Below are 24,819 nucleotides of genomic sequence, written 5' to 3'. Positions count from 1 at the left end.
CTGCCACGGCCGCGCAAATCCGGCAAGAGCCCCGCTGCGTTACTCTCGAAGATCCACGAGCAAGGGGTGGACCGTCGTGCTGATCCGGTTACTCGGCCCGGTGGAGGTGGAGCGCTCGGGGCAGACCTGGCCCGTACGCCCTCCGCAGGTCGCGCTCGCCCTCGCCGCGCTCGCGTGGGAGGTCGGCCGGGTCGTGCCGGTGGACACGCTCCTCGCCCGGGTCTGGGGCGAGCAGGTACCGCCCGGCGCGCGGCGCACCCTGTACACGATCATCACCCGCATCCGGCGCGACGTGCTCGCGGATGAGGGCGCGGTCGTCCGCCGGCTCGGGGGTTACCTGCTCGATGTGGACGAGTCCGCGGTGGACGTGCCGCGCTTCCGCGACCTGGCCGACCAGGCGATGGCCGTGCCGGACCCGATGCCGCCGCTGGGCGCGGCGCTGGCCCTGCCGCACGGCTACCGCACGCTGCTGAGCCGTGGATTCCCCCAGGACCCGGACGACGAGCAGGACAACGCCGGCTCCGGAGTGCTGCTCTCCGGCGGGCAGTGGCAGCGGCTGGCGCTGGCCAGGGCGTTCCTGCGCCGCGACCGGGACCTGATGATCCTCGACGAGCCCAGCGCCGGCCTGGACCCCGAGGCCGAGTACGAGGTGCACGGCCGGCTCGCCACGCTGAGGTCGGGGCGGACCAGCGTGGTCATCACCCATCGGCTCGGCGGGATCCGCACGGCCGACCGGATCGTGGTGCTGACCGACGGCGTCGTCACGGAGCAGGGCACGCATGCCGCCCTGCTGGCCGAGGGCGGCACGTACGCCGAGTTGTTCGCCCGGCAGGCGACCCTCTACCGGGACGACGTGGAGCTGTCGCGGTGACCGGCTACCGGGACGACGTGGAGCTGTCGCGGTGACCGGCGCGATCGTCGTGCTGGCGGCCGTCGGCGTCGCTCTCGCCGTTCTCCGGGTGCGCCGGCGGTACCTGGTGGTGACCGTCCAGGGGGAGAGCATGCTGCCGGCGTACCGGCCGGGTGAGCGCGTCCTCGTACGGCGGACGCCGCCGGGATCGCTGCGCCCCGGGCAGGTCGTCGTGCTGAGCGGCTTCGCCCACGCCCGGCCGGGCGAGCGCCGGCGGGAACGGCACCAGCAGCTGGGCGCAGGCCCGGGCTGGATCATCAAGCGGGTCGCGGCCGTCCCGGGTGACCCGATCCCGCGCGACACCGTCCCCGCGCTGCGGGGCGAGCCGGGCACGCGGGTGCCGGCCGGACGCCTGGTGGTGCTGGGCGACAACCCGGACCATTCGCTCGACTCCCGGCAGTCCGGCTACCTGGCGGCGGACCGCCTGTTCGGCGTGGTGCTGCGCAAGGTCGATCAGCCGAGGTCGGCGCCCTCGCGGTAGCCGCTGGCCTGGGTGGCGAACAGGTGGGCGTACCGGCCGCCCAGCGCGATCAACTCGTCGTGGGCGCCCCGCTCGATGATCCGGCCCTCGCCGAGCACCACGATCAGGTCGGCGTCGCGGACCGCTCCGAGCCGGTGCGAGACCAGCAGGCTGGTGTTGCCCGCGCGATGCTCGCGCAGCCGCCGGTGCACCTCGTACTCGGCCTGCGCGTCCAGGCCGGAGCTGGGCTCGTCGAGGATGAGCAGGTCGCGGCGCTCGCGCACCAGCGCGCGGGCCAGGGCCAGGCGCTGCCACTGGCCCCCGGAGAGCGTCACGCCCGCCTGGGGGTCGTCGTCGTCCTCGGGGCCGAAGAAGACGCGGCTCAGCATGGTGTCGTAGCCCCGGGGCAGCGCCTGGACGGTTTCGTGCGCGCCCGCCAGCTCGGCGGCGGCCCGGAGCCTGGCGCGGTCGGACATCGCCTCGACCTCGCCCACCCCGATGTTCTCCGCCGCGGTCAGGTCGTAGCTCATGTAGTCCTGGAAGAGCACGCCCATCCTGGCGCGCAGCTCGGCGGGCGGCACGTCGCGGATGTCGATGCCGTCCCAGAGGATGGCGCCGCGCGTCGGGTCGTAGAAGCGGCACAGCAGCTTGATCAGCGTGCTCTTGCCGGCCCCGTTGAGCCCGACCAGCGCGACCGAGGCGCCGTGGGGGATCGTCAGGTTCACCCCGCGCAGCACCCAGGGATGGCTCTCGTCGTACCGGAACCACACGTCGCGCAGCTCGATGCCGCGGCGCAGCGCGGGCAGGCGCTCCGGTCCGGCGGGCGTGGGCAGGTCGCCGGGCAGCGACATCACCCGTTCGTGGTGGGCGAACAGGAGCAGCGCCTGGCGGGCGTTCGCGGCGTTGTCCACGGTGGCGGTCAGCGCGGCCTGCGTGCCCGCCACGGCGGCGGCGAACGCGGTCACGTCGCCGAGGGTGAGCCGGCCGTCCAGGGCGGAGTACACCGCCCAGAGCAGCCCGGCGCCGCTGACCGCGGCGGAGAGCGCCGCGAGCGCCGACTGCGTGAGCGCCTCCCGCCGGTCCAGCCGCCGCTCCCCCGCCTGCAGGACGGCCAGCTCGCCGAGCACCCGGCGCTTGAGGAAGTCGCCCAGCCCGAAGAGCCGGACCTCCTTGGCGGCCTCCACGTCGGTGATCAGGGAGGAGTAGAAGATCTGCCGCCGGGCCGCGGCGGACTGCCCGGCGATCATCTTGATCCGCCGCTTCTCCAGGGACATCCGCGCCGCGAGGACGGGCAGCGCCGCGAGCGCCACCAGTCCCGCCATGAGCGGGCTCAGCACGGCGAGGGCGGTGAGGAGCCCGGCCAGGGCGATGACGTTGCGCCCCAGGTCGAACAGGCCCGAGGTGATCGGCCCCATCGCGTTGCCCGTCGCCTGCGCCGCCATGCGCAGCTCGTCCAGGAACACCGGATTCTCGAACCGCGACAGGCCGTGGAACGTGTTCACCCGTGTGTACAGGCGATCCTGCAGCAGCAGGTCCAGCCGGCGGTCCGTCTCGCCCCGCAGATAGCCGGTCAGCTGCGGCAGCACCCCGGCGACCAGCCCCAGCACGACGAGGCCGGCGACCGGGGCGAGCACGCGTTCCGGCCGGCCCGCCGCCAGCCCGTCGACGAGCGTCTTGGTCGCCCACACGGTGGCCGAGGGCAGCAGTCCGGCCAGGACGGTGGCGACCAGCTGGGACGCCGCCAGCACCGGCCCGGCCCGCCAGCACAGCAGCGCCAGGGTGGCGGCGCGACGGGTCACGTGGCCGGCGCCATGGCGGCCAGGTCGGTCAGGTCCGTGTCCGCGGCCACGACCTTGCCGTCCTGGTCGGTCCTCAGGAACGTGGGGAAGGCGTGGATGTCGAGAGCCCGCACGATGCGCTGCGCGTCCTCGCCCGTGACGACGCTCGCCACGCCGCCCACCACCTCGACCAGGTCCGCGGCCTCGTCGGCGGCGCCGGAGACGACCGCCAGGGCGTTCTGCCCCTCGGCCTGCGCGGCGAACTGCGGCGCGCGCTCGTGGCAGGTGTCGCAGCCGACGTCGAAGAAGCCCACGAGCCGCGCTCCCGCCACGTCCTGCGGCAGCGTGCGCCCGACCAGCACGCGGGGGTCGTACGGCATGAGCGTCGACGTCCCCGCGAGGCGCTCCAGCTCGGCGGTGTGCTCGCGCAGCCGGCGCAGCACGCCCAGGGTGAGCACCAGGTCCAGCAGGCACAGCAGGCCGACCAGCACGACGGCGACGATCAGGATGGTCATCGGACAACCCCTCTTCAGGCGGTCAACAGCTCCAACAGGTCGGACCGGTGGCGGAGGTGGCCGCCACCGGTCCGCGCGCACTACCTAGCCGCCGCAGACCCTGAAGGCGTAGCAGGACCCGCAGCGGGTGGTGCCGCCGGCGGTCGTGCAGATCTTCCTGAAGTCGGAACGCTCCCTGCAGTAGCAGTGCACGTACCACTCGGCGGCCGCCTTGGCGGACGCCTTCGGCACGAGCCTGTCGAGAATCCTGTCGCCGAGCTTGCCCAAGACAGACGTCATGTTCGCTCCTTGTATAGCGATGCGGTCAGGCCGAAACGCTATTTGGGGGAGATACAGCGACCGATACAGCCGCGCTACACCTGGGCGGTGAGCAGCCTTTCCAGCACCGGGTCGAGGCGCATCGCCGGATCCGCGAACAGCTCCTCGGCCCGCCGGGCGTCCCCCGCGGCACGCGGGTCGCCCGACGCCGTCCAGGCCCTGGCGAGCTGGCGGGTGCAGGCGGCGTAGCCGTACGCGTCGCCGATCTGGGCGGTCACCTCCAGGGCCCTGACCAGGTCGCGCTCGGCCGCGGCGAGGGCGCCCTGCCGCAGCCGGATCTCGGACCTGCTCAGCAGCACCTCCCACTCGTCCTCCCGGTTGCCGGTCTCCTCGCAGCGGGCCAGCGCCTCGTCCATCGCGGCCAGCGCCTCGTCCCGCCGGTCGAGCAGGCAGTAGGCGCGGCCGAGCGCCGCCAGCGTGATGCTCTCGCCGTTCAGGTCGCGATCGGCGCGGCGGACGGCCAGGCACCGTTCGAAGCGGTCCACCGCCTCGGCGTCCCTGCCCAGCTGGAGCAGGAGCTCGCCCAGGTTGTGGCCGACCAGCCCGACCCGCCTGGACCCGTGCGTCTTGAGCAGCCGCAGGCTGGCGCTGATGTGGCCGAGTGCCGCGTCGAGGTCGCCGGTCTGCATGTGCAGCCAGCCGAGGTTGTGCAGCGCCATCCCTTCCTCCTCGCGGTTGCCCAGGTCGCGCCAGAGCTCGAGCGCGCGCCGCAGGTGGCCGTCGGCCGCCTCCCTCTGGCCGGCCCGCCATTCCAGCAGCCCCAGGGTCGCGAGCGTGGACGCCTCCGCGCCGCGGTCGCCGTCGCGCCGCGCCACCTCGATGGCCAGCCGCGCGATGGTCTCCAGCTCGCGCCAGTAGCCGCCCTTCATCACCGTGGCCTTGACCAGGGTCATCAGCTCGATGGCGAAGCGCGCCACGTCCGGCTGCCCGCGCGCGGCCTGGACGGCGGCCGCGACGAGGCAGCGCAGCTCCGTGTCGAGCCACCGCACGGCCGCGGCGGGGTCGGGCAGCACCAGGCCGGGATCGCGCCGGCGCTCCCCGCTCCCGGCTCGCAGGTGCGGCTGCAGCAGGTCGCGCAACTGGCGGCAGAGGCCGAGGTACCAGTCCAGGGCCCGCCGCACGGCCAGGTCCAGGTCCGCCGGCGGGTCGTGGGAGGCGGCCAGCTCCGCCGCGAAGAGCCGCAGCAGGTCGTGCGTGCGGAACCGGCTCTCGCCGACCGGCTCGATCAGTCGTGCCTCGACCAGCTCGTCGAGCACGGCCTCGGCGGCCTTCAGGTCGGCGTCGGCCAGCGCGGCGACAAGCTCGACGCCCACCTCCGGCACCTCCAGCACGCCGAACAGGCGGAAGACGGTCCTCGCGGCGCTCGTCAGGGTCGCGTAGCCGACCTCGAAGCAGGAGCGGACGCGCAGGTCGGCCGCCTGCAGCTCGTCCAGGCGCCGCCGCTGGTTGCTCAGGCGCTCGTTGAAGGCCGCGAGCGACCAGTCCGGCCGGCCCGCGAGGCGGGCGCCGGCGATGCGCAGCGCCAGCGGATGGTGGCAGCACCAGCGCGCGATCTCGGCCGCCGCCTCCTTCTCGGCGGCCACGCGCGCCTGGCCGGCCAGCAGCGCCAGCATCCGTACCGACTGCTCCTCGTCGAACATGCTCACGGCGACCGGTACGGCGTCCAGCGTGGTCAAAGCCGACCGGCTGGTGACCAGGGCCGCGCAGCCACCGCCCGCCGGCAGCAGGGGAGCCACCTGGGCGGCGCCGACCGCGTTGTCCAGGACGACCAGGACGCGCCGGTCGGCCAGCACCGACTGGTAGAGGGCGGCCGCCTCCGCCGGCGCCGCGGGCACCTCGCCCGGAGGCACCCCCAGGGCGCGCAGGAAGCGGCCGAGCACCTCGTCGGGGCGCAACGGCGACAGGCTCGGCGTCGATCCCTGCAGGTCGGCGTAGAGGTGGCCGTCGGGGTACCGGTCGGCGACGCCGTACGCCGCCTTCATGGCGAGCGTCGACTTGCCGATCCCGCCGGGGCCGTGCAGCGCCAGCACGGGCGGCCCCGCGCCGGCGCCCAGCACGGCGTGGATGCGGGCGAGCTCGGCCGACCGGCCCACGAACACGCTCGGCGCGCGCGGCAGCTGGCGCGGCCGGGGCCGCCCGTCGTCGGCGGGGGCCTCCTCCTCCGACAGCAGGGCCGGGTCCCTGCGCAGGATCAGCTGGTGCAGTCTGCGCAGGTCAGGCCCGGGATCGATGCCCAGCTCGTCGGCGAGGACCTTCCGGGCGGCCCCGAACGCGTCCAGCGCGCCGACCACGTCGCCGCTCTGGTACAGGGCCACCATGAGCTGGCCGTGCAGCCGCTCGCGCAGCGGATACTGCCCGATCACCTCGCGCAGCCGCTTGGCCGCCGTCGCGTGCCTGCCCAGGGCGAGCTGGATGTCCGCGTGCTCCTCCACCACGCTCAGGTAGTGGTCGGTGAGGCGCGCGACCACCTCCCGCAGCGTCGGCCCCAGCGGCACGTCCTCGGCCGCCATCCCCTGCCACAGCGCGAGGGCCCGGGTGTAGGAGTCGAGGGCGGTGCTGAGATCGCGCCTGCCCAGCGCCTGGCGGGCGTGCGCGGTCAGCGCCTCGAACTGGAAGAGGTCGAACTCCTCGGGCTCGACCCGCAGCAGGTAGCCGGCGTCCGAGGTCACCAGCCGCTCCACGGACGGGTCGGCCGCGGGGGGCATCAGCTTGCGCAACTGCATGAGGTACGTACGCAGGTTCGCCACCGCGGAGCGGGGCGGCTGGTCGTCCCAGACCTCCGCCACCAGCGACCGGATCGGGACGACGTGGCCCGCGCGGGCGAGCAGCATGGCGAGGACGGTCCGCTGCTTGGGCGCCGTGATCCTCGCCCCTCCCGCCGGCGAGTCGTCGCCCTCGATCCGCAGCGGTCCGAGCATCCGGAACTTCACGTCCCGCCGCCTACAGGGCAGCCCCGCCCAAGCGGCGCAGCGCGACCCCGAGCAGGCGATCGGCCGGGAAGAAACCGCGCTGCCGCGAGTCGACGCTGTGGGGGTTGTCGCCGTAGACCACCAGCGCACCAGCGGGCACCCGCTCCGCGGCGTCCTCCACGTCCGGCGGCACCGGGTCGCCCGGCAGGGCGACGGCGCGCTTGATGTTCCAGCGGGTGCCGTCCAGGCCCGCTCGCGGGTCGGACGGGGGTTCGAGCACCACGACGTCGCCCCTGGCCACCTGGCCGATCCGGCGCCGCCTGACCAGCACCCGGTCGCCGTCGTGCAAGGTCGGCGCCATGCTCGTCCCCTCGACGGTGACCACCACGTAGCGCCGGCGGGCCACCAAGGCGCCGGCCGCCGCCGCGAGCACACCGGCGAGCAATCCCATGCTGATCAGCTTCATCCGCTTTTCCACCGTCGGCCCCTGGGAAATATTGATCTTTGTCCGGCTGAGGATCGCCGTTGCCTCCGCGCGCTGTCAACCGTTCCCGATCATGGGGCTACCCGGCCGGACGGGGCACCACGACGATCTGATCGTCGTCTTCGTAGATCACTTTGCCGGGGTCGGCCGATTCCAGCCGCACGCACTCCACGCCGTGCGCGGCGAGGATCGCGAGGTAACCCGGCACCCGCTCCATCAGATGACGAGCCGACGGCTTGAACCAGGCCGCGGCTCCCGGGTTGAGCTCACGGTCATAGACGGTGGGGTCCACGCTCGCGGGATCGGTGAAGTTCGCCTCGTACCAGTCGTTGTTGCCGCGCCTGAACACCTCCTCTCCGGGGGACAGCAGCCCTTGCGCGGCCAGGTTGTTGACGAGGCCGAACACGCCGGGATACGTCCCTCTCGCGTTCGGCGTGGGGCTCTGGAACCGTACGTACATCAGCGCTCCTTGGGGAAATGACCGATGACCCCGATACTGATTCCCGGAAAAAGGCGCGGGCCCTCAGGAGGGATCAAGTGGAAGCCAAGGGCCAGACGGCCGAGATCATGATCGCTGAGGCGCGCAAGGCGTTATGGGTGATGGTCGGGGCGCTGGCCGTCATCTGGACGATCCAGATCGCCAACTGGGCGTCGGGCTACACGCTGAGCTACGAGTACGGGATCCAGGCGTGGAACCCCGGCAGCCTGCCCGACATCGTCTCGGCGCCGTTTTTGCACTGGAGCTGGGCGCACATCGAGGCGAACTCGGGGCCGCTGTTCATCTTCGGCTTCCTGTCCGCCTATCGGGGCGTGCGCAAGTTCCTCAGCGTGACCGGGCTCATCATCCTGGTCAGCGGTCTCGGCGCCTGGTTCACCGCCAGCCCCGAGGCCACCGGGGCGGGCGCGAGCGGCGTCGTCTTCGGCTACTTCGGCTACATCCTGGTGCGCGGCGCGTTCGACCGGCATCTCATCGACATCGTGGTGGGCGTGGTCATGGCCCTGTGCTTCGCCTACCAGTTCGCCGGCCTGCTGCCCCAGGAGGGGATCGGCTGGCAGGCTCACCTGTTCGGCTTCCTCGGCGGCGTGGCGGGTGGCTGGATATTGCGCGAACGCGCCCGGTCCCGGCGTACGCCGTCGTCCTCGCCCCCACCTCAGCAGAGCCCTCGGAGCGCGCTGCTGAAGGAACTGGACGATCTCGGGCTGTGACAGCTCCTATCCTGAGCCGATGAACGTCGAGTTCAGCAGTGAGATGTGGTTCTGGAGGGGGCCTGCGCCCTGGCACTTCGTCACCGTCCCGGACGAGGAGTGCCGCGATCTGGAGACGACCGCCGCCGCGGTGAGCTATGGCTGGGGCATGATCCCGGTCACGGCCCAGATACGGGAGACCCGGTGGAAGACGTCGCTGTTCCCGAAGGACGGGCGCTACATCGTGCCGGTGAAGGCGGGGGTGCGCAAGGCCGAGGGGCTCGACGTGGGGGACGTGGTGACCGTTCGCCTGACCGTTGACGTCTGACACACCGAGGCTACTATTGCGAACCAATTGCAATAGCTAGGAGTGTGCATATGATCCGACGGTCGTTGTTCCTGCACGCGCCGATCCGGCGTACTCCGCGAGTGATGCTGGAGCAGATGCTGGCGCTCGTGGACGACGACACCCCGCCGGACGGTCCTGACGGCCCCGTGGCCGTGCTGGAGCGGCGGCTGTCCGAGCTCCTCGGCAAGGAAAGCGCGCTGTTCTTCCCCAGCGGGACGATGGCCCAGCAGGTCGCCCTGCGCCTGCACGCCGACCGGCGCGGGCGCCGGACCTTCGCCGTGCACCCGCAGTCGCATCTCGACGTCTGGGAGGAGCAGGGCTACAACGCCGTCCACGGCCTGCGGATGCGCCGCACCGGCGACCTGCACGAGCTGATGACCACCGACGATCTCCGGGCCATCGGCGAGCCGCTCGCGGCGGTCGTCTGGGAGTTGCCGCAGCGCGACCTCGGCGGCCTGCTTCCGGAATGGCAGGACCTGGGCGAGCAGGTCGCCCTCGTACGGGCCACCGGCGCCGCCGCGCACCTGGACGGCGCCCGGTTGTGGGAGGCCCAGACGTACTATCGCCGGCCGTTCGACGAGATCGCCGCCCTGTTCGACACGGTCTACGTCTCGCTCTACAAGAGCCTGCAAGGCGTACGGGGCGCCGTGCTCGCCGCCGACACCGCCACGGTGGACGCCGCCCGGGTGTGGCGCCAGCGACTCGGCGGCGGCATCCGCGACGCCTGGCCGCTCGCCCTGGCCGCCCTCGTCGGCCTCGACACCCTGGCCGCACGCATGCCCGCCTACCGCGAGCACGCCGTCGCCATCGCGGCGGCCGTCAACGCCGACGGCGCCGCCCGCGCCTACCCCGATCCCCCGCAGACGCCGCTGTTCCACATCCACCTGCCGGCTCCCCGGCGCGCGGTCGAGCGGGCCGGCGAGGAGATCCTCGCCGAACACGGCGTCCAGCTCTGGGGGCGGGTCCGCTCCGCGACCGACCCGGGCCGGTGCAGCTTCGAGATCAGCGTCGGCGACAACGCCATGGAGTTCGCCCCCGGCGAGGTGGTCGCCCTCATCCACGAGGTGCTCGCCCGCGCCACCGCGTGACCCTGGGCGTGTGGCGGGCGGGGATCGGCGGTGAACCGGATGTAACCGGCGGCGGTCGGTCGTTGTGACATCCGCGTAACGCCTGTTTCTTACGTTTTGCGCGTTGGACTGCCCGGTGCGGCTGCGACGCGCCCGCTGATGGGAACGTCGTTCAGGCCCTGTCGAAGGGGAAGGGCCGATGACGGCGACAGACCCGAGCAACGCCATCACGCGCGTGAAGACCGTCTGCTCCTACTGCGGCGTAGGGTGCGGGATCGTCCTGGACGTGGCCCAGGGCGAGGACGGGCGGCGCCGGGTGGTCAAGGTCGCCGGCGACAAGAGCCATCCCGCCAACGCCGGCCGCCTCTGCACCAAGGGCGCCACGAGCGCTGACATGCTCGCCGCCCCGGGCCGGCTGGAGCGCGCGCTCGTCCGGCCCGCCAGGGGCGTGCAGCCAGAGGAGAGCGGCGTCGACGCGGCGATCACGGCGACCGCCCGGCGGCTGCGCGCGATCCTGGACGAGCACGGGCCCGACGCCCTGTCGTTCTACGTCTCCGGGCAGCTGACGCTGGAGGCCCAGTACCTGGCCAACAAGCTGGCCAAGGGGTTCGTCGGCACCAACCAGATCGAGTCGAACTCGCGGCTGTGCATGGCCAGCGCGGGCAGCGGCTACAAGCTGTCGCTGGGCTCGGACGGCCCGCCCGGCTCGTACGAGGACTTCGAGCGCGCCGAGGTGTTCTTCGTCATCGGCGCGAACATGGCCGACTGCCACCCCATCCTGTTCCTGCGCATGATGGACCGGGTCAAGGCCGGCGCCAAGCTGATCGTGGTGGACCCGCGGCGCACCGCCACCGCCGCCAAGGCCGACCTGTTCCTGCAGATCCGGCCCGGCACGGACCTGGCCCTGCTCAACGGGCTGCTGCACCTGCTGGTGGAGAACGGGCACGTGGACGAGGAGTTCGTCGCCGAGCACACCCGCGGCTGGGAGGCGATGCCGGAGTTCCTGCTCGACTACCCGCCCGCCAGGGTCGCCGAGCTCACCGGCATCCCCGAGGCCGACCTGCGCCAGGCCGCCCAGTGGATCGGCGCGGCCGGCGAGTGGATGAGCTGCTGGACGATGGGGCTCAACCAGAGCACCCACGGCACCTGGAACACCAACGCGCTGTGCAACCTGCACCTGGCCACGGGCGCGATCTGCCGCCCGGGCAGCGGCCCGTTCTCGCTGACCGGCCAGCCGAACGCGATGGGCGGCCGCGAGATGGGCTACATGGGCCCCGGCCTGCCCGGCCAGCGCTCGGTGCTGGTGGAGCAGGACCGCCGGTTCGTCGAGGACCTGTGGGGCATCGCGCCCGGCACGCTGCGCACCGACGTCGGGCAGGGCACGATCGAGATGTTCTCCCGGATGGCCGAGGGCGAGATCAAGGCGTGCTGGATCATCTGCACCAACCCCGTGGCCAGCGTCGCCAACCGCAGGACCGTGATCGCGGGCCTGGAGGCCGCCGAGTTCGTGGTGACGCAGGACGTCTTCGCGGCCACCGAGACCAACGCCTACGCCGACGTGGTCCTGCCCGCCGCCCTGTGGGCCGAGACCGAAGGCGTGATGATCAACTCCGAGCGCAACCTCACCCTGCTCCGGCAGGCCGTCGAGCCGGCCGGCGAGGCGCTGCCCGACTGGATGATCATCGCCCGGGTCGCGTGCGAGATGGGGTTCGAGGACGGCTTCTCCTATGCGAGCGCGGAGGAGGTGTTCGAGGAGATCAAGCGGGCCTGGAACCCGGCGACCGGGTACGACCTGCGCGGCGTGACGTACGACCGGCTGCGCGAGACCCCCGTGCAGTGGCCCGCCCCGCCCGGCTCCGGCGAGCGCAACCCGGTCCGCTACCTCAACGACGGCCGCAGCCAGGCGACGCTCACGCGCGAGGACGGCAGCGGCCCGCGGCTGGCCTTCGCCACCCCCGACGGCCGCGCCGTCTTCTTCCCGCGTCCGCACCTGCCCGCCGCCGAGCTGCCCGACGACACCTTCCCGTACGTGCTCAACACCGGCCGGGTGCAGCACCAGTGGCACACGCTCACCAAGACGGCCAAGATCGCGAAGCTGAACAGGCTCAACCCCGGCCCGTTCGTGGAGATCAACCCGGCCGACGCCGCCGAGCACGGCATCGGCGAGGGCGACCTCGTGGCGGTCTCCTCCCGGCGCGGGCGGGCCGTGTTGCCGGCGGTGGTGACGGACCGGGTGATGCCGGGCAACCTGTTCGCGCCGTTCCACTGGAACGATCTCTTCGGCGAGTACCTCAGCGTCAACGCCGTCACCAGCGACGCCGTCGATCCCATCTCCTTCCAGCCCGAGCTGAAGGTGTGCGCCGTCTCCCTCGTCAAGGTCGCCCCGGACCGCACCACGGCGACTCCCACCACCGATGAGGGGGTGCGGACGCCGGTCGCCGTCGGCGCGCTGCACGACCTGTTCGGGCTCGCCGACATGACCCCGCCGGAGCTCTCCCCGTCGGAACGCCGCTATCTGTCCGGATTCCTGTCCGGCCTGGCGAGCGCCCCGCTCGACGGGGCTGACGTACCGGTGCTGCCGGGTCACGCTCCCTTCGCGCCGGACCACGCGCTGTGGGTGAACGGGGCGCTGGCCGGCGCCTTCTCCCGCATCGTCCTCCCGGCGCACAAGCCCACCGAACCGGCGGCCCCGGCGGCCCCGGCGCGCGAGATCGTCATCCTGTGGGCTTCGCAAACGGGCAACGCCGAGGAGTTCGCCGCGGCCAGCGCCGAGCGGCTGGCGGGCGCCGGCCGCAGCGCCCGGCTGGTCAGCATGGACGACTGCGCCCCGCAGGCCCTGGCGCCGGACGCGGACCTGCTGATCATCTCCAGCACGTTCGGCGACGGCGAGGCCCCCGACAACGGCGCCGCGTTCTGGGAGGCGCTCGCCGAGCCCGGAGCGCCGCGGCTCGACGGCATGCGCTATGCCGTCCTCGCCTTCGGCGACTCCAGCTACGACGACTTCTGCGGCCACGGCCGGCGCCTCGACCAGCGCCTGGAGGAGCTCGGCGCGCTGCGCCTCGCGCCACGCGTGGACTGCGAGCCGGACGAGCACGAACGCGCCCTGGACTGGCTTGACCAGCTCCTGTCCACCCTCGCCGATCCCGGACCGGGGCGGAGCGAACCGAAGACGGCCACGCCGGCCGGCACCCGCGCCACCCCCTTCACCGCGACGCTGACGGCGAACAGGCTGCTCAGCCTGCCGGGCTCGGCCAAGGAGGTTCGCCAGTTCACCTTCGACACCGGCGGCGAGCTGACCTACCGGGCGGGCGACGCCCTCGGCGTGCTGCCCGTCAACAGCCTGGACCTGGTCATGGAATGGCTGGCCGGCACCGGCCTCAGCCCCGCCGACACCGTCGAGCTGCCCGGCCTGGGGACGCTGCCGCTCCGCGAGGCCCTGCACCGCCACCTCGACATCACCAGGATCACCCCTGGCCTGCTGAAGTTCGTCGCCGAACGCACCCGCGACCGCGACCTCGCCCGGCTCCTGCGCCCCGGCAACAAGGGCGAGCTGGACAAATGGGCGTGGGGTCGCCAGGCCGTGGACGTGCTCGCCGAGCTCCCCGTACGCGCCACGGCCCAGGAGTGGGCCGACGTGCTCAAACGGCTCCAACCGCGCCTGTACTCCATCTCCTCCAGCCCGCTCACCAGCCCCGACCGGATCAGCCTGACGGTCTCGGTGGTGCGCTTCCGCAACCCGCGCGGCACGACGCGGGGCGGCGCCTGCTCGGCGTACCTGGCCGACAGCCCGGAGCAGACCACCGTTCCGGTGCACGTCCAGCCGACCAAGCACTTCCGGCCACCCGCCGACCCCAGCGCTCCCATGGTGATGATCGGTCCCGGCACCGGCGTGGCCCCCTTCCTCGGCTTCCTCGACGAGCGCCGGGCCCTCGGCCACCACGGCCGCAACTGGCTCTTCTTCGGCGAGCAGCGCCGCACCACCGACTTCTACTACCGCGACGAACTGGCCGCGCTGCACGACGACGGCCTGCTGACCCGCCTGGACCTGGCCTTCTCCCGCGACCAGCGGGCCAAGGTCTATGTGCAGGACCGGATGCGCGAGCACGGCGTGCAGCTGTGGAGCTGGCTGCAGGAGGGCGCGCACGTGTACGTGTGCGGCGACGCCGCCCGGATGGCCAAGGACGTCGACCAGACCCTTCGCGACATCGCGGCCCGCCACGGCGGCCTGGCTCCCGACGACGCCACCGCGTACGTCAAGCAGCTGGCCGCGGCGAAACGCTACGTGCGCGACGTGTACTGAAAGCGACGCCGCGCCAGGTCACCGACCTCAGGGTGTGCGCCGCCGACCGTTTGTGGAGCTGGCGTTCATGCCGGGTAGGCGTGGGTCTCGCCGGCCTTGACCGAGGCCCAGATCTGCAGGCCCGGGGTCAGGTCGAGGTCGGCCAGGGCGGCCGGGGTGATGTCGGCGAAGGCGGTGATGGGGCCGCCGAGGTGGACCCGTACGTTGTCTCCGTGCCGTTCGATGCCCTCGATGCGCGCCTGCCACAGGTTGCGCGGGCTCCCGTCCGGGCGGGTCCGGTAGAGGGCCACGGCGGCGGGCGGGAAGGCGACGAACGCGGGCCCGTCGAGCCGTTCGGAGGTGTGCAGCAGCAGCTCGCCGGCCTTGACCCGGGATCCGTCGGCCACCCCGCGATACAGGTTGAGCCCGACCAGCCGGGCGACGTAGTCGGTACGCGGGTGGCGGGCGACCTCGGCCGGGGTGCCCTGCTGGACGACGGCGCCGTTCTCGATGACGATCAGCCGGTCCGCCAGCACCATCGCATCCAGCGGATCGTGGGTGACCAGGACGGTCGCGCCGTCGAAGTCGGCCAGATGGCGGCGCAGCTGGGAGCGGATCTCCAGCCGGGTGTGGGCGTCCAGCGCGGCCAGCGGCTCGTCCAGCAGCAGCAGGCCGGGCCGTACGGCCAGCGCCCGCGCCAGCGCGACCCGCTGGGCCTGGCCGCCGGAGAGCTGGCGCGGCTTGGCGGCGGCCCGGTCGGCCAGGCCGACCCGCTCCAGCAGGGCGGCGGCCGTGCGGCGGGCCTCGGCCTTGGGGACGCCCTGGCAGCGCGGCCCGAAGGCGACGTTGTCGAGCGCCGTCAGGTGCGGGAAGAGCAGGTAGTCCTGGAAGACCATGCCGATCGGGCGCTGCTCGGCGGCCAGCGGGTGCAGGTCGCGGCCGTCCAGGACGATCTCGCCGCCGGACAGCGCGGTGAGCCCGGCCAGGGCGCGCAGCGCGGTGGTCTTGCCCGCGCCGTTGGGGCCGAGCAGCGCCACGACCTCGCCCGCGGCCACCTCGAACGCGATGTCGAGAGTGAAGGCGGACCGGCTGACCACCAGACGGGCCCGCAGCGTCATGGGCTGCTCACCCACCGATCGCGCAGGCTGGCCAGGATGATCACGGAGACCGCCAGCAGGACGAGGCTGAGCACGATCGCCGCCTCCGGCTCGGTCTCCAGGGCCAGGTAGACGGCCAGCGGCATCGTACGGGTGGTGCCCGGGAAGTTCCCCGCGAACGTGATCGTCGCGCCGAACTCCCCCAGCGCCCGCGCCCAGCACAACACCGCCCCGGCCACCACGCCCGGCGCGATCAGCGGCAGCGTAACCCGCCGGAACACCGTCCACCGCGAGGCCCCCAGCGTGGCCGCCGCCTCCTCGAAGCGCCGGTCGGCGCCGCGCAGCGCCCCCTCCACGCTGATCACCAGGAACGGCATCGCCACGAACGCCTCCGCGACGACCACCCCCGCCGTGGTGAACGGCAGCGTGATCCCCAGCGACGACTCCAGCCACTGCCCGACCAGCCCGCGCCGCCCCAGCACCAGCAGCAGCGCCACACCGCCCACCACCGGCGGCAGCACCAGCGGCACGGTCACCAGCGCCCGCACCACCCGCCGGCCCGGGAAGTCCACCCTCGCCAGCAGCCACGCCAGCGGCACCCCGAACACCAGGCACAGGGCCGTCGCGATGGTCGCGCACACCAGCGACAGCCGCAACGCCTCCAGCACCTGCGGCTCGGCCAGCCGCTCCAGCAGCGTGGACCAGGGCGCGCGGACCAGCAGCCCGGCCAGCGGCAGCACCAGGAAGGCCAGGCCCACCAGCGCGGGCACGACCAGCATCCACGGCAGCCGCCCGGAAGCCTGACGAGCCGGACGACCGGCGGACCCGACTTTCAGGTCCGCCCGGTCGGCGCGCCCGGGATCGGTCATGCGGATGGGCTGCCGGCCACGCGCTCGTGACCGGGGATCTCGACGACGACGTTGGTGGACTTGATCACGGCGACCGCCACCACCCCGGCCTCCAGGCCGAGCTCGTCGGCGGCCTGGCGGCTCATCAGCGACACCACGCGGAACGGCCCGGCGGCGATCTCCACCTGCGCCATCACCGCGTCCCGGATCACCTCGGTCACGATCCCCCGGAAGCGGTTACGCGCCGACGAACGGCTGCCGCTCTCGATCTCCTCGACCTGGGCCCGGGCGAAGGCGGCCAGGTCGGTGCCGTTCACCTGCCGATGACCGTGCTCGTCCCGCTCGGCCGGCAGCCGCCCCGCGTCCACCCACCGGCGGACGGTGTCGGCGCTGACCCCGAGCAGCGCCGCGGCCTCGCTGATCCGGAACGTCGTCATAGGCCCTCACCATACCTTCGCAGATTCGAGCCGAAGTACGGTTCAGCCCTGGCATCCACCGGCTGAGCTGTCAGGGGAGCATCGAGCGATGAGAAGAAGGGAAAGGGGAGTGCCCGCGCCTTTCCACTCTCAACGTATAGCGCACCGGGGGGCTTGCCACAAGACCCGGGTCATGCCGCAGAATCATCCGCCGAGGCCAGAACCTGCGGAAATGGGGGACGCGAAGTGCGTGTGGTGTTGTCGACGTACGGATCGCGCGGGGACGTCGAACCGATGGCGGCACTCGCGGTGCGGTTGCGGGAGCTCGGCGCTGAGGTGCGGGTGTGCGCGCCGCCGGACGAGGAGTTCGCGCAGCGGTTGGCCGGGGTCGGCGTGGAGCTGGTGCCGGTCGGACCGTCGGCGCGTGCGCTGACGACCGCGGCGCCGGCGCCGTCGTCCCTGCCCCAGCGCGCGGCCGAGTTGATCGCGGGCCAGTTCGAGGCGGTCACCGCGGCGGCCGAGGGATGTGACGTGCTGGTGGCGACCGGCATGATGCCGGCCGCCGCCGGTGCGCGGTCGGTGGCCGAGAAGCTGGGCATCCGCTCCGTGTCCGTGACCTTCCAGCAGCTCACCCTGCCGTCGCCGCACCGCCGGCCGCTGGCCTATCCGGGCCGGCCGTTCCCGCCGGAGGTGACCGACAACCGGGTGCTGTGGGACCTGGACGCCCAGAGCATCGACGCGCTGTTCGGCGCGGCGCTCAACACCAACCGGGCGTCGATCGGCCTGCCGCCGGTGGACAACGTCCGCGACTACGTCATCGGCGACCAGCCGTGGCTGGCGACGGACCCGGCCCTGGACCCGTGGCAGGACGGGCCGGAGCTCGACGTCGTACAGACCGGCGCGTGGATCCTGCCGGACAATCGCCCGCTCCCGGCCGAGCTGGTGGCGTTCCTGGAGGCCGGCGAACCACCGGTGTACGTGGGCTTCGGCAGCATGCCCATGCACGCTTCCCAGGACGCCGCCCGGGTGGCCATCGAGGCGGTCCGGGCGCAGGGCCGTCGCACGATCATCAAGAGCGGCTGGGCCGACCTGGCTCTGATCGACGACCGGGACGACTGTTTCGTCGTCGGCGAGGTCAACCAGCAGGCGCTGTTCGGCCGGGTGGCCGCGGTCGTCCACCACGGCGGCGCGGGCACCACGACGACGGCCGCACGGGCCGGCGCGCCCCAGGTGGTGGTGCCCCAGGCGGCGGACCAGCCGTACTGGGGCGGTCGGGTGGCCGACCTGGGCATCGGCGCGGCGCACGACGGTCCGGCTCCGACCGCCGGGTCCCTGTCGGCCGCGCTCAAAACGGCTCTGGCCCCCGAGACCCGCGTACGGGCGGCCGACGTGGCCGGCACGATCCGCACCGACGGGGCAGAGGTGGCCGCGAGGCTGCTGCTCGACGTGGTCAGCCGGGAAAGGCCGTCCTCGTCCGTGTGAATCACCCGCCGACCTTCGCAAGCGACCTCACATCGGAGCTGATGACTTGAATCCCCTGACCACCGGCGTGTTCGACCTGCCCGAGCATCTCGCCCCCAAGGCCGACCCGGCGCTGATCGCCGGCGACGAGCGGCACTTCGCGGCCATCGCGGAGAGCCTTGAGCAGTCGATCTCGGAGCTGTCCGGCCGCCTCGACGCCGAGCGCAGGGCGCCCGGCGGAAAGGGGCGGGCGGCGCTGGACCGGGACCTGGAGATCCACCGGCTGTCCGCTCGCCTGCGCGCGCTGCGTCGCTTCGGTCTGGACCTGTGCCTCGGGCACATGGTCAGCGCGGACGACCCCGAGCCGGTCTACATCGGACGGCTCGGCCTCACGGACAGCGAGGGCCGCCGGCTGCTGCTCGACTGGCGTTCCCCCGCGGCCGAGCCGTTCTTCGGAGCCACCCACGGCAACCCGATGGGGCTGGCGAGCCGCCGCAGGTACCGCTGGACCCGCGGCCGGATCAGCGACTACTGGGACGAGGTGTTCACCTCGGACGGGTTCGACGGGCACCAAGCCGCGCTCGACGACCAGTCCGCCTTCATCGCCAGCCTGGGCGGCAGCCGGTCGCCGCGGATGCGGGACGTGCTCGGCACCATCCAGGCCGACCAGGACGCCATCATCCGCGCGGGATCCGGCGGCGCCCTCGTCGTCGACGGCGGTCCGGGCACGGGCAAGACCGTCGTCGCCCTGCACCGCTCCGCGTACCTCCTCTACTCCGACCCTCGCCTCGGTCACCGCCGGGGCGGCGTGCTGTTCGTCGGTCCGCACCAGCCGTACCTGGCCTACGTCGCCGACGTCCTCCCCAGCCTCGGCGAGGAGGGCGTGCAGACCTGCACCCTGCGGGACCTCGTCGCCGAGGGGGCCACGGCGGCGCTCGAGACCGACCCGGACGTGGCCCGCCTGAAGTCGTCCGCGAACCTGGTCAAGGCGATCGAGCCGGCCGTCAGGTTCTACGAGAACCCGCCCGCCAAGGGCATGACGGTCACAACCCCCTGGTCCGACATCTGGCTGGGCCCCGAGGACTGGGCCGAGGCGTTCGAGGCGGCCGAGCCCGGCACCCCGCACAACGAGGCGCGCGACCAGATCTGGCAGGAACTGCTCACGATCCTGGCGGACAAGCACGACGCCGAGGAGGACATCTCGGCTGACCTGCTCCGCAAGTCGCTGCTGCGGAACAGGGAGCTGCTCACGACCTTCAACCGCGCCTGGCCGCTGATCGAAGCGGCCGACCTCGTCGGAGACCTGTGGTCGGTGCCCGCCTACCTGCGGATGTGCGCCCCCTGGCTCAGCGCCGACGAGATCCGGCGGTTGCAGCGCGCGGACGCCCAGGCCTGGACGGTGTCCGACCTGCCGCTCCTGGACGCGGCGCGGCAGCGGCTCGGCGATCCGGAGGCGGCGCGGCTCAAGCGGCGGCAGGAAGCCTCCGTCGCCGCCGAACGCGAGCGCATGGCCCGGGTCGTCGACGACCTGCTCGAAGCCGATGACGACGGTGAGGGCGCGGTGACGATGCTGCGCGGCCAGGACCTGCGGGACGCCCTGGTCGACGAGACCGCATCGCCCGGCGCCGAACCCGACCAGCTCGCCGGCCCGTTCGCCCACATCGTCGTGGACGAGGCCCAGGAGCTGACCGACGCGGAGTGGCAGATGCTGCTGCTGCGGTGCCCGTCCCGGAGCTTCACCATCGTCGGGGACCGGGCCCAGGCCAGGCACGGGTTCACGGAGTCGTGGCAGGAACGGCTGGAGCGGGTCGGGCTCGACCGGATCAAGCTGGCGTCCCTGAGCATCAACTACCGCACACCGGAAGCGATCATGACGGAGGCCGAGCCGGTCATCCGGGCCGCTCTCCCGGACGCCAACGTGCCGACCTCCATCCGCAGCACCGACGTCCCCGTCGTACACGGGTCCGTCGCGGAGCTGGACTCGATCCTCGACACCTGGCTCGCCGCGCACGCCGACGGGATCGCCTGCGTGATCGGCGACCCCGCGTTCCAGGGGACGTCCCGCGTCCGGTCGCTGACACCGGAGCTGTCGAAGGGGCTCGAGTTCGACCTCGTCGTGCTCATCGACCCGGAGGCGTTCGGCGAGGGCATCGAGGGGGCGGTCGACCGTTATGTGGCGATGACCCGGGCGACTCAGCAACTGGTCATCCTCACGAGCTCCTGAGCCAGGTTGCCGCTCAGGTGAAGGCGGTGACGCCTTCGTACGCGCCTCGGCGTGCTGCCCGGCCGGTCACCTCGTACTCCAGGAGCAGCATGCCGTTCGGCGTGGCCTCGTGGTGGAGCAGGCGGAGATCGGACGGGGCGCCCGCGCCGGTCAGCAGCCGTCGGCCGGTCCGGAGGACGGCGGGGGCGAGCACGAGGCGGAGCGTGTCGATCAGGCCGGCCGCCAGCAGTGAGTCGCCGAGGCGGGCGCTGCCGTGGATCTGGAGTTCGCGGCCCGGCCGTGCCTTGAGTTCGGTGACCGCCTGGACCGGGTCGCCCTTGAGGACGGTCGTGGGGTTCCAGGTCCCTTCGGTGAGGGTGTTCGTCACGACGTACTTCGGCAGGGTGTTCATCCGCTCGGTGAACGGGTCGGCCGGGTCGGTGATCTCCGGCCAGTCGCGGGCGAACGCCTCGTAGGTCCGCCGTCCGAGCAGCAGGCCGTCGGCGAGGTCGAGCCAGCCGGAGACGCGCTGGACGAACGTCCCGTCCATGTGAGGGACGAGCCAGCCGCCGCGGGTGAATCCGTCGCTGGTGTCCTCCTCCGGCGAGCCGGGTCCCTGGCTGACCCCGTCGAGGGTGAGGAACTCTGTGAGAGTGATCTTCATTGCCCGCCCTCGGTGAGCGCGGCCAGCTGGGCGGTGACCGTCCCCCAGCCCTCGGCGAAGCCGAGCTTCTCGTGATGGGCGCGGGCCTCGGGGTCGCCGTGCCGGACGACGATCCGGTAGTCCGTGCCGTCCGGGTGGTCGTTCAGCGTGATCGTGGCGGTCATCGCGACCGGGGCGGGGCTCGCGGGCCGCCACGCGCTGTCGATCGCGTTGGTGAACACGATCCGCTCAAGCTCGTCCACGGCGAGGAAGCACGCGTCCAGGTGCGGGACGAACTCGGCCCCGCCGTCGCTCAGCCGCGCCACGAACGCCCCGCCGGGCCGCAGGTCCAGGCGGTCCACCCGGCAGCGGGACGGAGCCGGGACCCACCACCGCTCAAGCCGGGACGGGTCCGTCCAGGCCCTCCACACGGTCGCGCGCGGGGCGCGGATGATCCGCTCCAGAGCGAGGTCGAGATCGGGGTTCACTACTGGTTCTCCTCGGGGTCGGTGACGAACTGTTCGAGGCGGTCGGTGCGCGCCTCCCAGATCCGGCGCTGCTCGGCGAGCCAATCGTCGACCAGGGCGAGCCGCTCGCGGTTGAGCACGCAGGTGCGCACCCGGCCGGACTTGACCGTGCGGATGAGCCCGTTCGACTCGAGCGTGCGCACATGCTTCATGAACGAGGGGAGGGTCATCGGGAACTCGCGGGCGAGGTCACCGACGCTCGTGGGCCCGTGGCCGAGGCGCCGGACGACGGCGCGCCGGGTGGGGTCGGCGAGGGCGACGAACACCCCGTCGAGCTGCGCCGAATACTGTGCCATGCGGCTAAGTATGGCCGTCCCGCAATAGTTAGCGCAAGGGCTAAGTATCGAGCATGCCGCTCCGGAGGACTGACATCGCGCGTCCGCGCGCTCCTAGGCTGCTCGCCATGGACGACAACGGTGGAACATTTCTCCGAGCGGCGGACATCACCGCTGCGCTGGACACGGTGCTCACCGCCCTGCGAGCCGCGGGTGCCGACATCACTTACCGCCTTGGGGGCACGAGCGCAGCTCTCCTCCAGGGGGTTCGGCTTCCTGTCGGGGACATCGACCTCCTGGTGGCGCGGCGGGAGGAGGTGGACGCGTTCGGTGCCGCGCTCGCCTCGTTCCCCTGCCTCTATGCCGCCTCGTGGATCCCGGCGTCCTCGCAGTACTTCGCCAGGTACGAGGTGCACGGGGTCAAGGTGGAGCTGAGCACCGTCGAGAGGCAGGCCGACTCCGACGCCTTGGAATGCGTCGGTCGCGGCCCATGGCAGCACTACGTGTGGATCGCATGTGGCTCGCACCAGGTTCCTGCGGTCCGGCTGGAACTACGGCTGGCGACGGAACTCGTACGGGACCGGGCCGACCGTTACGAGCCCCTCCTCGACCACATGAGCGCGCACGGGTGCGATGTCGAGCTGTTGCGGCGGGCCATGAGGGGCCAGGAGCTGCCGGCGGAACGGCAACGCCTGGTCTGGGATCGCCTCGCCCCCTCAACCTGATGCGGCCTGCGCGGCGCCGACCTCGCGTACGGACGGCGGCTTCCCGGGCTGCTCCCAGGTGACGGGCAGCTCGTGGACGCCGTAGATGCTCATGTCACCCCGGAACCGGATCTCCTCCAGCGGCACGGCCGGCCGCAGGGTGGGCAGGCGGCGCAGCAGGGTGAGCAGCACGATCTCGAGTTCGGCGCGGGCGAGGGTCTGGCCGAGGCACTGGTGCACGCCGTAGCCGAAGGCCATGTGGCCTCGGGAGTTGCGCTCGATGTCGAGGATGTCGGGGTTGTCGAGGAAGGCCGGGTCGCGGTTGGCGGCGGGGAGGTTCATGATCAGCCCTTCGCCCGCCCTGACGAGCGTGCCGCCGACCTCGATGTCCTCCTTGGCCACCCGGGCGACGAGACTGTGCACGATCGTCAGGTATCGCAGCAGCTCTTCGACCGCGCCCGACACCACCTTGGGGTCGTCGGCGTCACGGATCCGGGCCAGGAGCGCGGGGTTCTCCAGCAGGGCCAGCGTGCCGAGGCCGATCATGTCGGCGGTGGTCTCGTGGCCGGCGCTGAGCAGGATGAAGCTGTTCATCACGATGGTCTCGCGGGTCAGCTCCCCGGTCGGGAGGTACTCCTGGATGAGGCGGCTCATCAGGACACCGGTGATCTCCTGGAAGAAGCCGTGGTCGGAGTACGGGACGCCGAGCAGCAGAGAGATGGACCCGGACGGCGACGGCTGGCGGCGCTACCTCGCGCTCGTCCTCGACGGCCTGTCACCCTCTGAGCGCCATCCCCGGGACGGCGGGCCACTGACGCTCGCATTCTCCGCACCGCGGATGCGCCCGGATTCAGGCACTGACCGGGCTTTGCCTGAACGACATACAGGCCGCGTACGACGCCCAGCCCGGCGAACCGGACAATTTGCACGAAATGCCAGCATTCCCCATGCCGGCCGTGCCCACTTCGGCAGTCTCACGGCTTGACCGGCGGCGTCGGGCCACCCGGCGGGTGCCGGTGCCCGAAGTCGGCGCCCCCTCACCCCGGTCTCAAACGGCCGCGTAATCGCCGGCTCGCAGATACGCGCGCGGTTACGCGGGACGACCGGCGGCCCGGGCGTCGGCGAAAGTTAATTAGCCGGGACCGGCGTCATGGCATGTCTCACCACACGCAAAGAAACGCCAAAATATTCGCTCGACGATCCCCTCTTTAAAGGTATTGAATTTGACGGGTTATTGGAGTTCATTGAGGTGAATGAGATAATCCTTGCGGGTATGTACGCTTCTGTCTGAATGCCTACCGAGATGTGGGCGTCGGATTTCGCGTCGATTTATCCATGAATGGAAACGAGAGCACGTGAATACTGAAATTCGGCAAATGCCGACATCGCGCAACAGGCGTATCGCGAAGCTGGCTCTGGCCGCTGCCGCCACCGGCCTCATGTTCGTTCCGCTCAGCCAGGTAGCGGCGAGCGCGAGCGCGGGCGCCAGAGCCGGGTTCGTCCCCACGCAGAAGCCGGCCGCGGGCTGCGCCAGCGAGTGGGGCGTGTGCGATGTCCTCTGGTGGGGTCGTGACGAGAAGTCCGAGCACGAAGAGAAGTTCGAGCACCGCAAGAAGTTCGACCACGACAAGTTCGACCACGACGAGAAGTTCGACCACGACGAGTTCGAGGACGAGAAGAAGTTCGACCACGACGAGTTCGACCACGACAACAAGTTCGACCACGACGAGAACGAGCACGAGAAGAAGTTCGAGCGCGACAAGAAGTTCGAGCGCGAGAACAAGTTCGACCGCGACAGGTTCGAGCGCGAGAAGAAGTTCGAGCACGACGAGGACGAGCGCGACAAGAAGTTCGAGCACGAAGAGTCCGAGCGTGACGAGAAGTTCGACCGCGACAAGGCCGACCGCGAGAAGAAGTTCGACCGGGACAAGAAGTTCGACCGCTTCAAGTTCGACCACGTCAAGATCGACCACCTGAAGTTCGACCACGACAAGAAGTCGGACCGGGAGAAGAAGTTCGACCGCGACAAGTTCGAGCAGGAGAAGAAGTTCAAGCACGACGAGGACGAGCGCGACAAGAAGTTCGAGCACGAAGAGTCCGAGCGTGACAAGAAGTTCGAGCGCGACGAGAACGAGCACGAGAAGAAGTTCGAGCGCGAGAAGAAGTTCGACCGTGAGAAGAAGTTTGACCACGACCGGAAGTTCGACCACGACCGGAAGTTCGACCACCACCACGAGTGGTAGTCCTGACGCACAGTACGAACTGAGGTGAGAAGGCCCGGGGACGAGGTCGGCGACGACGCCCTCCCCCGCGGCCGGGGGCATCCCCTGGCACCGCGATCGGCGATTGAGTCGAAATCGCTCTCGGCCGCCCGAAAAGGCGGATGACAAA

Annotated in this window: 23 protein-coding genes; 10 read left to right on the top strand and 13 right to left on the bottom strand. The window is 71.8% G+C overall.

Annotated features, from left to right (window positions below):
* The first annotated feature begins 76 nt into the window (after positions 1-76).
* Both H4W80_RS63945 and H4W80_RS38865 read left to right on the top strand, forming a co-directional pair.
* Positions 77-871, top strand: a complete 795-nt coding sequence (locus tag H4W80_RS63945) for an ATP-binding cassette domain-containing protein (RefSeq protein WP_192789619.1) — start codon at positions 77-79, stop codon at positions 869-871.
* Positions 872-902: 31 nt separating this feature from the next.
* Positions 903-1,391, top strand: coding sequence for a S26 family signal peptidase (locus H4W80_RS38865; RefSeq protein ID WP_318787261.1), 489 nt, complete (start codon positions 903-905; stop codon positions 1,389-1,391).
* Here H4W80_RS38865 and H4W80_RS38860 read toward each other — a convergent pair.
* The 6 genes from H4W80_RS38860 to H4W80_RS38835 all read right to left on the bottom strand — a co-directional run bounded on the left by H4W80_RS38860 (position 1,364) and on the right by H4W80_RS38835 (position 7,834).
* On the bottom strand, positions 1,364-3,169 hold the full coding sequence (locus H4W80_RS38860; RefSeq protein ID WP_318787260.1) for an ABC transporter ATP-binding protein: 1,806 nt from the start codon (positions 3,167-3,169) through the stop codon (positions 1,364-1,366). The genes H4W80_RS38865 and H4W80_RS38860 overlap by 28 nt on opposite strands.
* The gene (locus H4W80_RS38855) at positions 3,166-3,663 is read right to left on the bottom strand and encodes a hypothetical protein (protein WP_192789617.1); all 498 of its coding nucleotides are present in this window, start codon (positions 3,661-3,663) and stop codon (positions 3,166-3,168) included. Before H4W80_RS38855 ends, H4W80_RS38860 begins: the two co-directional genes overlap by 4 nt.
* 84 nt (positions 3,664-3,747) lie before the next feature.
* A complete protein-coding gene (locus H4W80_RS38850) occupies positions 3,748-3,942 on the bottom strand; it encodes a hypothetical protein (RefSeq protein WP_192789616.1) in 195 nt (64 codons plus the stop codon).
* Between the two features lie 74 nt (positions 3,943-4,016).
* Positions 4,017-6,911 carry an AfsR/SARP family transcriptional regulator gene (locus H4W80_RS38845; protein ID WP_192789615.1) on the bottom strand — a complete coding sequence of 965 codons (2,895 nt, stop codon included), beginning with the start codon at positions 6,909-6,911 and terminating at the stop codon, positions 4,017-4,019.
* Positions 6,912-6,921: 10 nt separating this feature from the next.
* Complete coding sequence (lepB, locus tag H4W80_RS38840; RefSeq protein ID WP_225963890.1) at positions 6,922-7,356, bottom strand: signal peptidase I; 435 nt, start codon at positions 7,354-7,356, stop codon at positions 6,922-6,924.
* Positions 7,357-7,453: 97 nt separating this feature from the next.
* Positions 7,454-7,834 (bottom strand): hypothetical protein, encoded by a 381-nt coding sequence (locus tag H4W80_RS38835; protein ID WP_192789614.1) that lies wholly within the window; start codon positions 7,832-7,834, stop codon positions 7,454-7,456.
* 77 nt (positions 7,835-7,911) lie between these two features.
* On the opposite strand from H4W80_RS38835, the gene H4W80_RS38830 reads away from it, so the two are divergent.
* From H4W80_RS38830 to H4W80_RS38815, 4 genes are all read left to right on the top strand, one after another.
* Positions 7,912-8,580, top strand: a complete 669-nt coding sequence (locus H4W80_RS38830; RefSeq protein WP_318787259.1) for a rhomboid family intramembrane serine protease — start codon at positions 7,912-7,914, stop codon at positions 8,578-8,580.
* Positions 8,581-8,599: 19 nt separating this feature from the next.
* Positions 8,600-8,887, top strand: coding sequence for a DUF1905 domain-containing protein (locus H4W80_RS38825; RefSeq protein ID WP_192789612.1), 288 nt, complete (start codon positions 8,600-8,602; stop codon positions 8,885-8,887).
* Between the two features lie 50 nt (positions 8,888-8,937).
* Positions 8,938-9,996, top strand: a complete 1,059-nt coding sequence (locus H4W80_RS38820) for a threonine aldolase family protein (RefSeq protein WP_192789611.1) — start codon at positions 8,938-8,940, stop codon at positions 9,994-9,996.
* 178 nt (positions 9,997-10,174) lie between these two features.
* Positions 10,175-14,275 (top strand): bifunctional nitrate reductase/sulfite reductase flavoprotein subunit alpha, encoded by a 4,101-nt coding sequence (locus H4W80_RS38815; RefSeq protein WP_192789610.1) that lies wholly within the window; start codon positions 10,175-10,177, stop codon positions 14,273-14,275.
* Between the two features lie 65 nt (positions 14,276-14,340).
* Here the strand turns inward: H4W80_RS38815 and H4W80_RS38810 are convergent, their stop codons facing one another.
* The 3 genes from H4W80_RS38810 to H4W80_RS38800 are packed head-to-tail and all read right to left on the bottom strand — an operon-like array spanning position 14,341 to position 16,636.
* Positions 14,341-15,372, bottom strand: coding sequence for an ABC transporter ATP-binding protein (locus H4W80_RS38810; RefSeq protein WP_192789609.1), 1,032 nt, complete (start codon positions 15,370-15,372; stop codon positions 14,341-14,343).
* Complete coding sequence (locus H4W80_RS38805; RefSeq protein ID WP_192789608.1) at positions 15,369-16,220, bottom strand: ABC transporter permease; 852 nt, start codon at positions 16,218-16,220, stop codon at positions 15,369-15,371. Before H4W80_RS38805 ends, H4W80_RS38810 begins: the two co-directional genes overlap by 4 nt.
* On the bottom strand, positions 16,217-16,636 hold the full coding sequence (locus H4W80_RS38800; protein WP_192789607.1) for a TOBE domain-containing protein: 420 nt from the start codon (positions 16,634-16,636) through the stop codon (positions 16,217-16,219). The genes H4W80_RS38805 and H4W80_RS38800 overlap by 4 nt, the downstream gene beginning before the upstream one ends.
* A gap of 225 nt (positions 16,637-16,861) precedes the next feature.
* Between H4W80_RS38800 and H4W80_RS38795 the strand changes: the two genes are divergently transcribed.
* Positions 16,862-18,097, top strand: a complete 1,236-nt coding sequence (locus H4W80_RS38795; RefSeq protein WP_192789606.1) for a glycosyltransferase — start codon at positions 16,862-16,864, stop codon at positions 18,095-18,097.
* A 46-nt stretch (positions 18,098-18,143) separates the two neighbouring features.
* Complete coding sequence (gene helR, locus H4W80_RS38790) at positions 18,144-20,300, top strand: RNA polymerase recycling motor ATPase HelR (RefSeq protein ID WP_192789605.1); 2,157 nt, start codon at positions 18,144-18,146, stop codon at positions 20,298-20,300.
* 13 nt (positions 20,301-20,313) lie between these two features.
* Here the strand turns inward: helR and H4W80_RS38785 are convergent, their stop codons facing one another.
* The 3 genes from H4W80_RS38785 to H4W80_RS38775 are packed head-to-tail and all read right to left on the bottom strand — an operon-like array spanning position 20,314 to position 21,745.
* Entirely contained in the window at positions 20,314-20,943 is a 630-nt protein-coding gene (locus H4W80_RS38785; RefSeq protein ID WP_192789604.1) for a dihydrofolate reductase family protein, read from the bottom strand.
* The gene (locus H4W80_RS38780) at positions 20,940-21,410 is read right to left on the bottom strand and encodes an SRPBCC domain-containing protein (protein WP_192789603.1); all 471 of its coding nucleotides are present in this window, start codon (positions 21,408-21,410) and stop codon (positions 20,940-20,942) included. Before H4W80_RS38780 ends, H4W80_RS38785 begins: the two co-directional genes overlap by 4 nt.
* Positions 21,410-21,745 (bottom strand): ArsR/SmtB family transcription factor, encoded by a 336-nt coding sequence (locus tag H4W80_RS38775; protein WP_192789602.1) that lies wholly within the window; start codon positions 21,743-21,745, stop codon positions 21,410-21,412. The genes H4W80_RS38780 and H4W80_RS38775 overlap by 1 nt, the downstream gene beginning before the upstream one ends.
* Positions 21,746-21,852: 107 nt before the next feature.
* Between H4W80_RS38775 and H4W80_RS38770 the strand changes: the two genes are divergently transcribed.
* Entirely contained in the window at positions 21,853-22,449 is a 597-nt protein-coding gene (locus H4W80_RS38770; protein WP_192789601.1) for a hypothetical protein, read from the top strand.
* Here H4W80_RS38770 and H4W80_RS38765 read toward each other — a convergent pair.
* Positions 22,441-23,082, bottom strand: a complete 642-nt coding sequence (locus H4W80_RS38765; RefSeq protein WP_192789600.1) for a cytochrome P450 — start codon at positions 23,080-23,082, stop codon at positions 22,441-22,443. The two genes, H4W80_RS38770 and H4W80_RS38765, sit on opposite strands and share 9 nt — an antisense overlap.
* 722 nt (positions 23,083-23,804) lie before the next feature.
* Here H4W80_RS38765 and H4W80_RS38760 point away from each other — a divergent pair.
* Positions 23,805-24,671, top strand: a complete 867-nt coding sequence (locus H4W80_RS38760; RefSeq protein WP_192789599.1) for a hypothetical protein — start codon at positions 23,805-23,807, stop codon at positions 24,669-24,671.
* Positions 24,672-24,819: the final 148 nt, after the last annotated feature.

Origin of the sequence: Nonomuraea angiospora (genome assembly GCF_014873145.1) — a bacterium.
Lineage (GTDB): Bacteria > Actinomycetota > Actinomycetes > Streptosporangiales > Streptosporangiaceae > Nonomuraea > Nonomuraea angiospora.
Note: the sequence above shows the minus strand (reverse complement) of the source record. Positions and strands in the feature narration are given on the sequence as shown.